Annotated in this window: 11 protein-coding genes and 1 pseudogene; 9 read left to right on the top strand and 3 right to left on the bottom strand. The window is 65.1% G+C overall.

What is annotated here, in order from left to right; genetic code table 11:
* Window positions 1-24: 24 nt before the first annotated feature.
* Window positions 25-3,960, bottom strand: a complete 3,936-nt coding sequence (putA, locus tag E8F20_RS26540) for a trifunctional transcriptional regulator/proline dehydrogenase/L-glutamate gamma-semialdehyde dehydrogenase (RefSeq protein ID WP_280286405.1) — start codon at window positions 3,958-3,960, stop codon at window positions 25-27.
* Window positions 3,961-4,304: 344 nt separating this feature from the next.
* Between putA and E8F20_RS26535 the strand changes: the two genes are divergently transcribed.
* The 8 genes from E8F20_RS26535 (at window position 4,305) to E8F20_RS26500 (ending at window position 13,680) form a co-directional block, all read left to right on the top strand.
* Window positions 4,305-5,624 (top strand): MFS transporter, encoded by a 1,320-nt coding sequence (locus E8F20_RS26535; protein ID WP_280286404.1) that lies wholly within the window; start codon window positions 4,305-4,307, stop codon window positions 5,622-5,624.
* A 140-nt stretch (window positions 5,625-5,764) separates the two neighbouring features.
* The gene (locus tag E8F20_RS26530; RefSeq protein ID WP_280286403.1) at window positions 5,765-7,054 is read left to right on the top strand and encodes an OprD family porin; all 1,290 of its coding nucleotides are present in this window, start codon (window positions 5,765-5,767) and stop codon (window positions 7,052-7,054) included.
* Between the two features lie 194 nt (window positions 7,055-7,248).
* On the top strand, window positions 7,249-8,367 hold the full coding sequence (locus E8F20_RS26525) for an ABC transporter substrate-binding protein (RefSeq protein WP_280286402.1): 1,119 nt from the start codon (window positions 7,249-7,251) through the stop codon (window positions 8,365-8,367).
* Window positions 8,368-8,431: 64 nt separating this feature from the next.
* A complete protein-coding gene (locus E8F20_RS26520; RefSeq protein WP_280286401.1) occupies window positions 8,432-9,325 on the top strand; it encodes a branched-chain amino acid ABC transporter permease in 894 nt (297 codons plus the stop codon).
* Window positions 9,318-10,184, top strand: coding sequence for a branched-chain amino acid ABC transporter permease (locus E8F20_RS26515; protein ID WP_280286400.1), 867 nt, complete (start codon window positions 9,318-9,320; stop codon window positions 10,182-10,184). Before E8F20_RS26520 ends, E8F20_RS26515 begins: the two co-directional genes overlap by 8 nt.
* Window positions 10,181-10,981, top strand: a complete 801-nt coding sequence (locus E8F20_RS26510) for an ABC transporter ATP-binding protein (RefSeq protein WP_280286399.1) — start codon at window positions 10,181-10,183, stop codon at window positions 10,979-10,981. The genes E8F20_RS26515 and E8F20_RS26510 overlap by 4 nt, the downstream gene beginning before the upstream one ends.
* Window positions 10,978-11,697 carry an ATP-binding cassette domain-containing protein gene (locus E8F20_RS26505; RefSeq protein WP_280286398.1) on the top strand — a complete coding sequence of 240 codons (720 nt, stop codon included), beginning with the start codon at window positions 10,978-10,980 and terminating at the stop codon, window positions 11,695-11,697. The genes E8F20_RS26510 and E8F20_RS26505 overlap by 4 nt, the downstream gene beginning before the upstream one ends.
* A gap of 105 nt (window positions 11,698-11,802) precedes the next feature.
* Window positions 11,803-13,680 carry a methyl-accepting chemotaxis protein gene (locus E8F20_RS26500; RefSeq protein ID WP_280286397.1) on the top strand — a complete coding sequence of 626 codons (1,878 nt, stop codon included), beginning with the start codon at window positions 11,803-11,805 and terminating at the stop codon, window positions 13,678-13,680.
* 70 nt (window positions 13,681-13,750) lie between these two features.
* On the opposite strand, the gene E8F20_RS26495 is transcribed toward E8F20_RS26500, so the two are convergent.
* Window positions 13,751-14,224 carry a phage antirepressor gene (locus E8F20_RS26495; RefSeq protein WP_280286396.1) on the bottom strand — a complete coding sequence of 158 codons (474 nt, stop codon included), beginning with the start codon at window positions 14,222-14,224 and terminating at the stop codon, window positions 13,751-13,753.
* Between the two features lie 480 nt (window positions 14,225-14,704).
* Between E8F20_RS26495 and E8F20_RS26490 the strand changes: the two genes are divergently transcribed.
* Window positions 14,705-15,442 carry a serine protease gene (locus E8F20_RS26490; protein ID WP_280286395.1) on the top strand — a complete coding sequence of 246 codons (738 nt, stop codon included), beginning with the start codon at window positions 14,705-14,707 and terminating at the stop codon, window positions 15,440-15,442.
* A gap of 176 nt (window positions 15,443-15,618) precedes the next feature.
* Here E8F20_RS26490 and E8F20_RS26485 read toward each other — a convergent pair.
* A pseudogene (locus E8F20_RS26485) lies at window positions 15,619-15,805 on the bottom strand (hypothetical protein); the annotation flags it as partial.

Genomic DNA, 15,805 nt, shown 5'->3' with positions numbered 1-15,805 from the left:
GTGGCGGCACGGCTGGGCGGGTTTTCAGCCGATGGTCATGAGGCTGGCGTTGCCCCCGGCTGCGGCGGTGTTGACGCTCAGGGCGTGCTCGATCAACAGGCGTTCCAGCGGGATGTCGGTTTCACCCCGGCTCAGGCCATGCACACCGATGATTGCGCCCTTGCGCTGGGCGGCTTGCTGGCTCACCGCTCGCAGCTGATCGGAGTCGCCGTGGTGGAGGATGGCGTCGAACGCCGCCTCGTGGCAGGTCCAGTCCGCGATGCTGTCGATGCGCTGCTGCACGGCGGCGGGCAGTTCGGCGCGCAGGGCACGCTGGCTGTCCGGCCAGACGGCGCGGCTGCCCACCGCCAGGCTCGCTGCCAACTGGGCGAGCAGGTCGGTGCGCTCTTCGGCCAGGTTCAGCACGCGCTCGCGGGGCAGCAGGCTGTAGCTGTTGCGCTCGCCGGTCGGGCCGGTCAGCAGATGCGTGCTGTAGCTTCGCGATAGCGCGCGGTACTGCGCGAACAGGGCGGCGATGGCCGGCTCCTTCTGCTTCGCCCAGTCGGCGAAGGCATTGCGCGCTTGCTCCAGTTCGCCCGGTACGGCAACCGGTTGCGCGTCGTCGTTGGCCAGGCTTTGCGCCACGGCATCCTGCGGACGGGTCGACAGCAGGCGGTACAGGTACAGCGGGCCACCGGCCTTCGGACCGGTACCGGACAGGCCTTCGCCGCCGAAGGGCTGCACGCCGACCACGGCACCTACGATGTTGCGATTGACGTAGAGGTTGCCGACGCAGGCGCTGCCGACCACCTGGGCGATGGTTTCGTCGATGCGGGTGTGCACGCCCAGGGTCAGGCCGTAGCCGCTGGCATTGATCTGTTCCAGCAGCTCGCCGAGCTGGGCGCGCTCGTAACGCACCAGGTGCAGCACCGGGCCGAAGATCTCACGCTTGAGCTCGTCGAAGCTCTCCAGCTCGATCAGGGTCGGCAGCACGAAGGTCCCGCGCTTGAGTTCCTCGCCCTCTACGCGTCCGGCCTGGAACACCTTGCGGCCTTTTTCGCGCATGGCGCGGATGTGCGCCTCGATCCCGGCCTTGGCTTCGGCGTCGATCACCGGGCCGATATCGGTTTGCAGGCGCTCGGGCGAGCCGACGCGGTATTCGGCCATGGCGCCGCGCAGCATCTCGGTGACGCGGTCGGCCACGTCCGCCTGCACGCACAACACGCGCAGGGCGGAGCAGCGTTGGCCGGCGCTGTCGAAGGCGGAGCTGATGACGTCGACCACCACCTGTTCGGCCAGCGCCGAGGAGTCGACGATCATGGCGTTCATGCCGCCGGTTTCGGCAATCAGGGGCAGGGTGCGGCCCTGGGCATTGAGGCGACCGGCGAGGTTGCGCCCGAGAACGCCGGCTACTTCGGTGGAGCCGGTGAACATCACGCCACGGACGCGCTCGTTGCCCACCAGGCTCGCGCCGACGGTTTCACCACGGCCCGGCAGCAATTGCACGGCACCATGCGGAACGCCGGCGTCGTGCAGGATGCGCACGGCCTGGGCGGCGATCAGCGGGGTCTGTTCGGCGGGCTTGGCCAGCACGGTGTTGCCGGCGGCAAGCGCAGCGGCCACCTGGCCGGTGAAGATCGCCAGGGGGAAGTTCCACGGGCTGATGCACACCACGGGGCCGAGCGGGCGGTGGCTGTCGTTGCTGAAGCCGCGCGCCTGGGCGCCGTAGTAGCGCAGGAAGTCCACGGCTTCGCGCACTTCGGCGATGGCGTTGGCGAAGGTCTTGCCGGATTCGCGCACCAGCAGCCCCATCAGTTGCTGCATCTCGCTTTCCATCTGGTCGGCGGCGCGTTCGAGGATGGCGGCGCGCTCGCCCGGCAGGGTGGACTGCCAGATCGGCCCGCTGGCCTGTGCGCAGAGCACGGCATTTTTCACGTCGGCTTCGCTGGCCTCGAATACCTGGCCGACCAGGTCGCGATGGTCGGCCGGGTTGCGCACCGGTTGGGCCGGGCCGGGGTTGGCGGGCTCACCACCCAGCATGGGGCCGGCGACGTAGGGGTGATTGGTGCTGGCCAGCAGGGCCGCCGACAGCGAACCAAGGCGGTGTTCGTTGGACAGGTCGATGCCGCTGGAGTTGAGGCGAGCGGCGCCGTACAGGTTGCGCGGCAACGGGATGCGTGGGTGCGGCAGGCCCAGGGCGCCTTCACGGGCGGCCATGGCTTCGACCTGGGCGACCGGGTCTTCCACCAGCTCGTTGAGGGAGATGGACTGGTCGGCGATGCGGTTGACGAAGCTGGTGTTGGCGCCGTTCTCCAGCAGGCGGCGGACCAGGTAGGCCAGCAATGTTTCGTGGCTGCCCACCGGTGCGTAGATGCGGCACGGACGGTTCAGCTTGCCGTCGGCGACCTTGCCCACCACTTGTTCGTACAGGGGTTCGCCCATGCCGTGCAGGCACTGGAATTCGTACTGGCCGGAGTAGTAGTTCTGGCCGGCGATCTGGTAGATGGCCGCCAGCGAGTGGGCGTTGTGGGTGGCGAACTGCGGGTAGATGGCGTCCGGCACGGCCAGCAGCTTGCGCGCGCAGGCGATGTAGGAAATGTCGGTGTAGACCTTGCGGGTGTACACGGGGAAGCCTTCCAGGCCGTCGATCTGGGCGCGTTTGATCTCGCTGTCCCAGTAGGCGCCCTTCACCAGGCGGATCATCAGGCGGTGGCGGCTGCGCTTGGCCAGGTCGATGACGTAGTCGATCACATAAGGGCAGCGCTTCTGGTAGGCCTGGATGACGAAACCGATGCCGTTCCAGCCCGCCAGTGAGGGTTCGAAGCAGAGGCGTTCGAGCAGGTCGAGGGAGATTTCCAGGCGGTCGGCTTCTTCGGCGTCGATGTTGAGGCCGATGTCGTACTGCCGGGCCAGGCGGGTCAGGTTGAGCAGGATCGGGTACAGCTCGTCCATGACCCGGTCGTACTGGGCGCGGCTGTAGCGCGGGTGCAGGGCGGAGAGCTTGATGGAAATGCCCGGACCCTCGTAGATGCCGCGACCGTGGGAAGCCTTGCCGATGGCGTGGATGGCCTGTTCATAGGAAATCAGATAGCGACGCGCGTCCTCGGCGGTCAGGGCCGCTTCACCGAGCATGTCGTAGGAGTAGCGGAAGCCTTTGCTTTCCTGGGTGCTGGCATTGGCCAGGGCTTCGCCGATGGTTTCGCCGGTGACGAACTGCTCGCCCATCAGGCGCATGGCCATGTCTACACCCTTGCGGATGACCGGCTCGCCGCTCTTGCCGATGAGGCGGTTCAGCGAGGACGACAGCCCGGCTTCATTGTGGGTGGATACCAGCTTGCCGGTGATCAGCAGACCCCAGGAGGCGGCGTTGACGAACATCGACGGGCTCTGGCCCAGATGCTGGTTCCAGTTGCCATTGGCGATCTTGTCGCGGATCAGCGCGTCGCGGGTGGCCTTGTCCGGGATGCGCAGCAGGGCTTCGGCCAGACACATCAGCGCCACGCCTTCCTGGGAAGACAGGGAGAATTCCTGCAGCAGGCCCTGCACCAGGCCCTGGCGGCCACCAGCGCTCTTCTGGTTGCGCAGTTTTTCGGCGATGCCGTAGGCCAGCGTGTGGGCGGCGTCGGCCATGGTGGCGGGCAGGCGGGCCTGCTCCAGCAGCATGGGCACGGCTTCCTGCTCGGGGCGGCGGTAGGCAGCGGTAATGGCCGCGCGCAGTACGGACTGCGGCAGGATGCTTTCGGCGAAGTCGAGGAACACCTGCAGGCCCTGCTCGTTCAGGTTCTCCACCAGCTCCTCGCCCGCCGCAGCCGAAAGGCCCGCCTGTTGGGCCGGCGTCAGGCCGCCTTCGACCTGCTCCAGGTAGCTGAAGATCGCCTGTTTGATCACCCAGTGCGGGGTACGGTCCAGCTGTTGGGCAGCTTGCTTCAGGCGGTCGCGGGTGGCGTCGTCGAGCTTCACGCCGAGGGTGGTGGTTGCCATGTTGTTATACCTGTCAGAGCGGGCTTGGCTAATTGGAAGTGCGCAGATTAAACCTTGAATTATTTAAGGTGCAACTGGGTGCAACCTAAACTTTGAAGTTCGCTGATCGAACAGTATTTTCAAGCGAAATATTGTGCGCATCATTGGTGCGAGTTCCATCTCTAGTTGTTTTCATGCGCTCTTCAATGGTGCAAAAACGGCTCATTGATCGCTTTGGTTATACCTATGAAAAAGAGTGCGGTTGCACCTTGTGACTGGCGAAACCTAGGATCGGCCATCACAGGTGATACCTGGTGATACTCGGGGCCTGCGCGGCCTCCACCAATAACAAGCAGGACAACAAGATGAGCCATCCCCTCCCCGAGGCCCAATCGGCCCAGACCCGTCGGCGTGCACTTATCGCCAGTCTCACCGGTAGTTCCATCGAGTGGTTCGATTACTTTCTCTATGGAACAGCTGCAGCGCTGGTATTCAATAAGCTGTTCTTCCCCAACTTCGATCCGGTGGTCGGCCTGCTCCTGGCCTACCTGTCGTTTTCCCTGACCTTTTTCATCCGCCCCATTGGTGGTGTGCTGTTTGCCCATATCGGCGACCGCATCGGGCGCAAGAAAACCCTGGTCATCACCCTGTCGCTGATGGGCGGCGCGACCGTCCTGATCGGCTGCTTGCCGACCTACGAGCACATCGGCATCTGGGCGCCGGTGCTGTTGATCCTGCTGCGAGTGATCCAGGGGCTGGGCATCGGCGGCGAGTGGGGCGGGGCCCTGCTGCTGGCCTACGAGTACGCGCCCGCCAACCGCAAGGGCCTGTTCGGCAGCGTGCCGCAGGTAGGTGTCACCCTCGGCATGCTGCTGGCCACGATGGCCGTGAGCCTGATGGCCATGCTGCCCGAGAAGGACTTCCTGTCCTGGGGCTGGCGTGTGCCGTTCATCATGAGCGCCGGCCTGGTATTCCTCGGGCTGTGGATTCGCCATGGCCTGGATGAGACGCCGGAGTTCAAGAAGGCCAAGGAAAGTGGCAACGTCGCCAAGATGCCGCTGGTGGAAACCCTGCGTGACCACTGGCGGGAAGTGTTGATCGCCGCTGGCCTGAAAGTGGTCGAGACCGCGCCCTTCTATATCTTCTCCACCTTCGTGGTCAGCTACGCGGTGAACAACCTGGGTTATGAGAAGGTGTCGGCGCTGCACTCGGTGATGATTGGCGCCCTGGTCGCATCGCTGCTGATTCCGCTGATGGGCTGGCTGTCCGACCGCATTGGCCGCAAGCGCGTCTACATCGGCGGCATCATCGCTATCGCCCTGTACATCGTGCCGTACTTCATGCTGCTCGATACCCGCAGCCACTGGGGCATTACGCTGGCCACGCTGATCGGCTTCGGTGTGCTCTGGGCGCCGGTCACGGCCGTGCTCGGCACCCTGTCTTCGGAGATTTTCTCCACCCGCGTGCGCTACACCGGCATTACCCTGGGCTACCAGTTGGGCGCCGCCGTCGCCGGCGGTACCGCACCGCTGATCGCTACCTGGCTGCTGGCCGAATACAACGGCAGCTGGCAACCGGTGGCCCTGTACATGCTGGCGACCGTGGCCATCTCCCTGGTCGCCATCCTGTCGGTCGGCAAACGCCGCACCGACGACGAGATTCAGGGTGGCGTGAACGCGTCCTGAATGAAGAAACCGGAGCCCTCGTGCTCCGGTTTTTTTTAGCTGTCGCAACTCCGCATCCGCCCCTCGGGCCCGCCGTCACGGCAGGCCCGCGGCAAGGTGCGTCCTGAACAAAGCAAACAACGAAGGGAGAGTCGCTTCACATGAAGAAGACCATGTTGGGTCTGGCCATTGCTCTGGCCATGGGGGGAACCGGCGGGCAGGCGCTTGCCGGAGGTTTCATCGAGGACAGCACGGCACGGCTGGACCTGCGCAATTTCTACTTCAACCACGACATCCGTGACACCGACAGTCCGACCCAGGACGAATGGGGTCAGGGCTTCCTGCTCAACCTGCAGTCCGGCTTCACCGAAGGCGCCGTGGGTGTTGGCCTGGATGCCACCTACACGCTGGGCGTCAAGCTGGACGCCTCGGGGGCGCGGTCGATCTTCCCCGCCGACACTGACGGCGAGGCGGTGGACGATTTCAGTCGTGGCGGCCTGACCGGCAAGATGCGCTTCTCCAAGACCGAAGCGCGCTACGGCATCCTGGTGCCCAAGCTGCCAATCCTCACCGCCAACGATGGGCGCATGCTGCCGCAGCTGTTCGAGGGCGGCATGATCACCAGCAACGAGATCGACAACCTGACCCTGACCGCCGGCCAGATCGAGCATGTGGTGGGGCGCATGTCGAGCAACTTCACCGGCATGGCGGTATCCGGCGGTACCGAGCAGAGCAACCAGTTCCGCTTCGCCGGCGGCGACTACAAGGGCATCAAGGACCTGACCCTGCAGTACTACTTCGCCAACCTTGAGGATTACTACGACCAGAACTTCCTCGGCGCGCTGCACAGCCTGCCGCTGGGGCCGGGCGTGCTGAAGACCGACCTGCGTTACTTCCGCACCACCTCCGACGGCCAGAACGCCAACGGCACTGCCGGCTACAGGGCCGCCACCAACGGCAGCGGCAACGACGGCGAGATCGACAACTCCACCTGGAGTGCCAAGTTCACCTACGGCCTAAAGGGCCACTCGGTCAGCCTGGGTTACCAGCAGGTCTCCGATAACAGCATGTTCGTCCAGCTGAACCAGGGCAGCCTGCCCAACGAAGGCGCCGGCGGTACCAGCACCTACGTGATCACCGACAGCCTGGTGCAGAACTTCACCTACGCCGGCGAGCGCACCGTGCTCGGCCAGTACGCCTACGACTTTGCCGAAGCCGGCATTCCGGGCCTGACCGCCAGCCTCACCTACCTCAAGGGCGACCAGATCAAGACCGCCATCGGCTCCGATCGCAAGGAATGGGAGCGCGACATCGTGCTGGGCTACGTGGTCCAGAGCGGTGCCCTCAAGGGTGTGGGCGTTGCCTGGCGTAACGGCATGCTGCGCAGCGACGTTCTCGGCGACATCGACCACAACCGGCTGACCATCAGCTACTCGCTGCCGCTCTGGTAAGCGGCCGCTAAGCCCCGATTCGATTCACTCCCCCACCCGGAACCCCCGGGAGGACAGGAGCGGTGCGCCCGCGATTTGCCACGAGCGGCTCGGGGAGCACCGGTACTTGAGCTGTTCTGTCCCGCTTGAGCAGGGGACTGCATGACGCAGTGAGCGACGGCCCCGGCCGTCACGATCATCCCAAGGAGACCGTTATGACATTCAAGTTCCGCTCCATCCTGACTTCCGCTTCCATGCTCTTCACCCTGGCCATGGCAACCCCCTCCGCCCAGGCCGCCGACGCCATTCAGATGGGCGCCGTGCTGTCGCTGACCGGAGCCAACGCCACGGTCGGCGAGGACGTGCGCCGTGCCGTGAAGCTCGCCGAAGACAAGGTCAACGCTGACGGCGGTGTGCTCGGCAAGCCGTTCCAGGTCATCGTCGAAGACTCCGGCGGCAACCCGACAACCGCCATCAACGCCGCACGCAAGCTGGTCAGCGTCGACAAGGTGCCGGTGGTGATCGGCGAATACTCGTCGGGCATCAGCATTCCCATGGGCCAGTACCTGGTCAAGGAAGGCGTGGTGCACATCAATATCGCCAGCACCAGCGTGAAGATCCGCGACCTGGGCGCCAGCTCGTTCAACCTGATCGGCCTGGAGGACAAGGGCAACAAGTTTTCCTCCCAGGACGTCTGGGACCTCGGCTACCGCAACGTCGCGGTGCTGGCGCCGAACAATGCCTACGGCCAGGGCGTGGCCCACGGCTTTCGCGCGGAGTTCGAGAAGCTTGGCGGCAAGGTGATCAGCGAGACCCTCTACACCGCCGGCCAGTCCACCTACCGCCGCGAGCTGCAGCAGATCGCCCGCGGCAAGCCGGATGCCTACATCTATACCGCCTATGGCCAGGAGTCCGCGGTGATCAACCGCGAGGCCTTCGAGCTGGGTCTGCGCGAGCAGCCCTGGTACGCCATCCTGCTGTCGATGAGTCTGTCCGACACCCCGGCCAACATCGCCCAGGGCCAGTTGGGCATGGAGGTGGGTTCCTTCGTGGGTGACACCGGCAAGGCATACGCCGATGCCTTTGCCGCCAAGTACAAGGAAGGCATGAAGACCTCCTACACCGGCTACGCCTACGACGCTGTGTTGATGGCCGCCAAGGCCATCGAGAACGCCGGCTCCACCGAGCCGGCCGCCGTGCAGGCCGCGCTCAGGGAAGTCGGCAAGGGCTTTGAGGGCGTGACCGGCAAGATCGCCTTCGACGACGGTCGCCAACGCCTCGATCCGCCCTACGCCAAGCTCAAGTACGACGGCGGCAAGGTGGTTCCGCGCTGATCCGTGCAACACCCCACCCGGTTCGCCGGGTGGGCTCCTGCCTGTTTTTTGCGGAGTGTTCTCCATGTTGCAGTTCCTGATCGATACCTTGCTGCGGGCCACCGACCTGGCGCTGATCGCCTTTGGCCTGAGCCTGGTCTACGGACTGGTCAAGTTCCCCAACATCGCCCATGTGCAGTACGCCATGCTGGGTGCTTACCTGACCTACGGCATTTCTGCCGCTGGCCTGCCGTTGCCCCTGGCGCTGCTGCTCGCCGCCCTGCTGGTGGGCGGCCTGACGTTGCTGCTGCAGCGCCTTGTGTTCCAGCGCCTGCTGAAAAGCGGCCCGGCCATCGCCATGATCGGCTCGCTGGCCATCGCCATGCTGCTGGTGGCCGCGGTTCAGGGCAGCGCCGGCACCTTCCCGAGGATGTTCGAGTTGCCGCTCAAGGCGCCCATCACCCTAGGCGATGCGCGCATTACCCACACCCAGCTGTACTTCTTCTTCACCACCCTGGCGCTGCTGGCCGGCTTCACCCTGGCGCTGTTCCACAGCCGCCTGGGCCGCGCCATGCGCGCGCTGGCCGGCAACCCGGCGCTGGCCAACGCCAGCGGCCTGCACGCGGCACGCATCACCCAGGTGGTGACCTTCGCCAGCGGTGCCATCGCCGGGCTCGGTGGCGGCTTGCTGGCGCTGTCCACGGGTGCCCACATCAACCTGGGCCATGATCTGCTGCTGCCGGTGTTCGCCGCCGCCATCCTCGGCGGACTCGGCAACCCGCTGGGCGCGGTGGCCGGTGCGTTGCTGATCGCGTTCACCGAAACCCTGGTGACCAGCCTCAACTTCGGCCCGCTGCTGGGCGCGGAAGTCGCCTATTTGCCGGTGTCCTACATCAGCGGAGCTGCCTTCCTGATCCTGCTGCTGGCGCTGCTGTTCAAGCCCTACGGCCTGTTCGACCGGGAGGTACGCCGTGTTTGATTTCATCGTCTCGGCCCTGACCTTCGCCGGCCTCTACGGCCTGATGGCCCTGGGGCTCAACCTGCAGGCCGGTTATGGCGGCCTGCTCAACTTCGGCCACATCGCCTTCGCCGGCCTCGGCGCCTATGCCACCGGTATCGCCATCCAGGCCGGCTATTCGCCGCTGGCCGGCGTGGCGCTGGGCGTGATCCTGGCCATGGGCCTGGGCTGGTGCATCGCGCGTCTGGGCCGAAAGCTGGCGTCGGACTACTGGGGCATCGCCACCCTGGCCATTGCGGAGATCCTGCGGGTGGTGGCCACCAACGAAGGCTGGCTGACCGGCGGTGCCCAGGGCATCGGCGCCATTCCCACCCTGTTCGACGGACTCGGCTTCCTTGTGCTGGTGATGGTGCTATTGGGGGCTGCCACGCTGCTCTGCCAGCGTCTGGCCGATGGCCGCTTCGGCCGCGCCCTGCGCCTGATGCGCGAAGAGCCGCAACTGGCCGCCTGCATGGGCTACGACCTCACCTCACTGAAGTCGCGGGCGATCATGAGCGGCGCTGTGGTCACCGCACTGGCCGGTTCGCTCTACGCGCACTTCATGAGCTTCGTCGGGCCGGACTACCTGCTCGCCTCGGAGACCTTCCTGCTCTGGACCATGTTGATGATCGGCGGCCTCGGCAACCTGCGCGGCGTGCTGCTGGGCGTGTTGCTGGTGCAGGCCGCCTACAGCCTGGTGCCCTTCGCCAAGGACCACCTGGGCTTCGACTCCGACCTGGCCGGCGCCCTGCGCCTGGGTCTGATCGGCACCATCCTGCTGGCCTGCCTGCTGTGGCGCAGCGAGGGCCTGATTCCGGAAAAAGTGAGGAAGATCGTATGAATGCCTCCACCGATACCCTGCTGTCCGTGCTCTCGGTGGCCAAGGCCTTCGGCGGCAACCAGGTGTTGAAGGACGTCAGCTTCAATGTGCAGCGCGGCGAGATCGTCGGCCTGCTCGGGCCCAACGGTTCAGGCAAGAGCACGCTGCTCAACTGCATCACCGGCTTCGAGGCGGTGGATGGCGGCAGCATTTCGCTCAGCGGTCAGCGCATCGAACGTTTGCCCGCGCACCGAATCGTGCAGCGGGGCATCGCCCGTACTTTCCAGCTGCCTTCCATGCCCACCAAGATGTCGGTGATCGAAGTGGCCCTGGCCGCCAGCACCGGCCAGCACGGCGTGCTCGCCACCCTACTCGGCTTCCCGACGCTGCGCCGCGCCGAGGAAGAGGCCCGCGCCAAGGCCGAACGCCTGCTCGATGAACTGCTGCTGGCCAAGGTGCGTGACCTGCCGGCCTCGGCCCTCTCCGGCGGGCAGAAAAAGCTGCTCGGCATTGTCTGCGCGCTGATGGGCGAACCGGAACTGGTGCTGCTCGACGAACCTACCGCCGGTGTTCACCCCAACCTGCGCCGCGACCTGGTCGAAGCCCTCAAGCGCCTCAACGGCCAGGGCATGACCCTGGTGATCGTCGAGCACGACATGCACTTCATTCGCGACGTCTGCACCCGCTGCGTGGTGCTCGACCGCGGTGAGATAGTCGCCAGCTGCAAGCCGAGCAAGCTGGCCTCCAACGAGCGGGTTATCCAGGCTTACCTGGGCGGCCGGCACAACCCGCACGAGCTCGAGGAGCACACCCGATGATCGAAGTGAATCACGCAGTCGCCGGCTACACGGCCGACGTGGACATCCTGCGCGGCATGACCCTGCACGCTGCCGAGCAGGAGATTGTCACCCTGCTGGGGCCGAACGGCTGCGGCAAGAGCACCCTGCTGAAAACCATCGCCGGCTACCTGCTGCCGCGCCAGGGCAAGGTGCTGCTGGAAGGGCAGGATGTCTCCCGTGTGCCGGTGTACGAGAAGATCCGCCGCTGCCGCCTGGGCTTCGTGCCGCAGACCGAGAACGTCTTTGCCAACCTCTCCATCCGCGAGAACCTGCAGGTGGGCGGGCATTACTTGGACAAGGAACAGAGTCAGCAGCGCATCGACGAGTTGTGCGGCGCCTATCCCATCCTGGCGAAGAAGTTCAACGCCGCGGCGGCCTCCATGTCCGGCGGCGAGCGGCAGATCCTCGCCCTGGCCCGCGCGCTGATGCCCCGGCCGCGCCTGCTGCTGCTCGATGAGCCCTCTGCCGGCCTGTCGCCGAAAGTGCTGCTGGAGGTGTTCGAGGCCATTCAGCAGATCCGCGCACAGGAGAAGGTGACCATCCTGATGGTCGAGCAGAACGCCATGGAGGCGTTGCGCATTTCCGACCGTGCCTACGTGCTCTCCATGGGCAGCGTGGCACTGACGGGCGACGCCCGTGCGCTGATGCATGACCCGCAGGTCAGTGAGTTGTACCTGGGCGGCCGCGTCGCCTGAGTCTCTGGTGGTCGCCGACCCTTCGTGCTCCCGGAGGCTTGGCGATCCGTAGAGGGGATTTGGCCGCGCAGGTTTCCTGCGCGGTCCTTTTTGACGGCATTCACCATGAAATTCAGCCACAAGATTCTGCTGGCCGCCGCCCTGGTGGTGGTCAGCGCCTTCATCTCATTCACCCTGTACAACTACGTCTGGCAGCAACGCCTGCTGCAGCGCGAGCTGCAAAGCCAGCTGCGCGAAGTCGGCGCCTTGGCCGCCGACAGCATCCAGAACTGGCTCGGTGGCCGCGTGCTGCTGGTGCAAAGCCTGGCCGAGCGCCTTTCCGGCGACACCCGTGAAGCGGCGGTAGACGGGGCCTTCGCACAGGATGTGCTGAAGAGCACCTTCAGCATGGTCTACCTCGCCCGAGTCGACGGCAGTTTCAGCATCCGCCCGCAACAGGAGATGCCTGCCGGCTACGACGCCCGCGAGCGTGACTGGTACAAGCGCGTGCTGGCACGCAACGACAGCGTACTCACCGAACCCTATGTGAATGCGGCGACCCAGGAAATGATCATGGCCGTTGCCGCGCCGGTGCTGCATGCGGGGGTACTGCAGGGCGCGGTGGGCGCCGGCATGCCCATCGACACGCTGGTGCAGATCGTCGGCGGCGTCGACCTGCAGGGCAAGGGCTATGCCTACCTGGTCAACGGCGAGGGCAAGATCCTCGTTCATCCGCAGACCGAACTCATCAACCGTCGCCTCGACGAAATCAACCCGAAGCAACCCTTGAAGGTCAGCCGCGAGCTACAAGCACACCCGGTGGACGGGCAGGTGCGCATCGACACCTTCATTCCCGTAGCTGGCCTGCCCGGCGCTGACTGGTATGTCGGCCTATCCGTCGACCGCGACCTGGCCTACGCGCAACTGGACGCCTTCAGCCACTCGGCGCTGATCGCCATGACCGTGTCCGTGCTGGTGGTCTTGCTCGCCCTTGGCCTGCTGTTGCGCGTGTTGTTGCGACCGCTGCTGCGCATGACTGGCGCCATGCAGGACATCGCTGCCGGAGAAGGTGACCTGACCCAACGTCTGCCCCAGGCCGGGCGGGACGAACTGGGGTTGTTGGCGCGGGCCTTCAACCGCTTCGTCGAGCGCATGCAGGCCACCGTCGGCCAGGTCGCCAGTGGTAGCGTCGGCGTGGAAGACGGCGCGCGGCGCATGGTGGAAGCGAGTCAGGCAACCCTGCGCCAGTCCGACGAACTGGTGCAGCGCAGCGACAGTGTCGCCGCTGCCATCGAAGAACTGGGCGCGGCGGCCCAGGAAATTGCCGGCAATGCTGCCAGCGTTTCCCTGCAGAGTGCCCAGGCGCGCAGCCAGGCCGAAGACGGCCAGCGTGTGTTGGGGGAGGGTGTATCGGCGTTGGAGGCTTTGTCCGCTCAGGTGGGCGCGGCGCGCGCCAGCATGGAAAACCTAAACGGCCAGACCGAAGCCATCGGCCGCATCCTTGAGGTCATCCACGGCATTGCCCAGCAGACCAACCTGCTGGCCCTCAATGCCGCCATCGAAGCCGCCCGTGCCGGCGAGGCTGGGCGCGGTTTCGCCGTGGTCGCCGACGAAGTCCGCCAGCTGGCGCACCGTAGCCAGGCGTCGGCCCGGGAAATCCAGGACATGATCGAATCGCTCCAGGCCGGCGCCCGCGAATCCGTCGCCGCCATGCTCGCCAGCCACACCCACGGCGAGCGCAGCGTCGAAGTCATCGCCCAGGCCTGCGAAGGCATCGACGCCGTCATGCGCCGCCTGGCCGACATCGATGAAATGAACCAGTCCGTCGCCGCCGCCACCGAGCAGCAACGCGCGGTGGTCGAATCCATCAGTCGTGAAGTGGGCGAGATATCCACGCTCAACCAGCAGGTCCAGGCCAGTCAGCGACAGGCACTGGTAGTGTGCGAAAGCCTGGATGGTCGCTCGGGCGAGCTGCGCCGGCTGGTGGATAGCTTCCGCATCTAGCGAGGATGAGTCGCGGTTCCGTTCACGCACTCCCGACCCATCCAATTACGGTTGCCTGGGGCAGGCCTTCTCAGGGCCGTGCCTTTCGCTCCGGCACCTGCCCCTGGATGCGCGGCATGTCCTCGTAGCGAATCCAGAGCGTGCCTTGCCACTCCATCAGGTTCAACTCCTGCCCCTGCCAGTGCATTAACCGTCGGCGCGGTTGCTGGTCGGGGGCGTCCTGCCGACCCAGGGCCGGCACCACCTCTTCGCTGATCCAGCTACGCAGGCTCCGATGTTCGGGGTGGTAGTAGTACACCAGCAGCAACTGGTGCATGCCGCTCTCGTTCACCAGTTGTTCCTCGCTGAAGGTGCCGTCCTCCAGCCGTAGCACCTCGGTGCGCAACTGATTCGGGTCGAGCTTCTGCGAGAGGTCGATATCCGGCCGGAAACTGGCCAGCTTCGCCAGATCGCGACACAGGAGCCAGGCGCGATCATCGATCAACAGTGCGCGCAGTGGCAGGCGGTAGCGGCGAAAGGTAGTGGGCGTGCGGTAGTCAGTCATGGCGCACCTCCGGGCAGAGGGGCGGGGGAGAGATGCAGATGCGTGGAAGAGGCTCTCATGTTCTAACTCCATGTTCGGAACTGAGTAGCCGCCACCGTGGGGGAGGGTGGCGGACCGTGCAGGGCTAGAACCCCGGTCGATGGACACCAAACCGGTGGGCAGAGCCCACCCTTGCACGGTCCGCCATAGACTGCCGGGATGCGATGAGCTGGCAAGCAGCGCACCGATCTCGCTTATGGCGTTTGTGTCCATCGAGTTTTGACGGGGGTTCTAATCCCGGCTGCGACCAGAGCCGCAACGGAGCGTGACGCTATAGATCTGGCTTGTAGGACCGCAAGCCGGTTGCTGGGTAGGCTTTTTCCTGCCGGCTGGGGCAGTTAGTCGTAGTCAAAAGGCTCGACTGGGCGGATGCTCGTGGGTGGCGCGCCTGATATCCAGCGAACCGCCACCCCAGGGACGCAAGCGGATGGAGCTTACGTAATGCCGGTTATCGAACCACTGCTCCTCAGTACCGTACGCATCTGCACCTATGCAGGGTCACGCCAACTGACCAACGCCAGCGGCTTCTTCTTTGCCCGGGACGGGCGCCTTTTCCTGGTCACCAGCCGGCACGTGCTGATGGATACGCCGAGCCGGCATTTCCCCGATCGCCTCGAAATCGAACTACACACCGACCGCCACAACATGGCGTGCTCCTGCGACTTCTCCATGCCGCTGTATCGCGACGGCAAGAGCCTGTGGCGCCAGGGCGGGGATGCAGCAGGTAGCGTGGATGTCGCGCTCCTCGAAATCGAGCGCTCGGCCTTGCCGAAGACAGCCGCCTACCACGCATTCACACCTGAGCACCTGCAATCCCCCAGCGACCTGATCGAGGCGGGCACCGGGTTGCTGGTAGTGGGCTTTCCCCTCGGCTTCCACGACAGCCTGCACCACATGCCGGTGGTACGGCATGCCATCGTTGCCTCATCGTTTGGCCTGCGCTTCCAAGGCCAGGGCTACTTCCTCACCGACGCCCGAACCCACCGCGGCACCAGCGGCGCCCCCGTGGTGATGCGCGCCCCGGAAGAGAGTCAGAACCTCGGCGATCTGCCCTGGATGCTGCTTGGCGTCCACTCCGCCCGCCTCGACATGGGTAGCCGCGACTTGGTGCGGGACGAAGCACTGGGACTCAACTGCACCTGGTACGCCGACATTCTCATGACGTTGAGTGAGAGCTGAGGATCGATTGTCCGCCTTGCTCTCTGAACGAAAGCGTTGTCTGGCCGCGCGAGTGCCCCTCTATATAGAGAGAAGGGATGATGGAAAAACCTTTCAAATAAGTGTTGACGGCAAAATCTGCATCCCTATAATGCGCACCTCTTCCGGCGCAGTCGCCAAGCAAAACTCCTTGTAGATCAATGAGTTAAGCGGTTGGCGAAGGTGTCGGGAGGTTCCGCTTCGCAAGGTTCGCCGGTGGCGAATGAAGTTGGAAAGGAGGTGTTGACAGCGTGATTGAGCGCTGTAGAATGCGCCTCCCGCTGACGAGAAGAGAGATCGGATCGAAGGCGCAAGCGGTTGAGTAGAAAAGAGATTTTCGAAAAA

It is taken from the genome of Pseudomonas sp. BN415 (assembly GCF_029871195.1).
Taxonomy (GTDB): Bacteria; Pseudomonadota; Gammaproteobacteria; order Pseudomonadales; family Pseudomonadaceae; genus Metapseudomonas; species Metapseudomonas resinovorans.
This window is presented reverse-complemented; position numbering and strand designations above follow the sequence as displayed.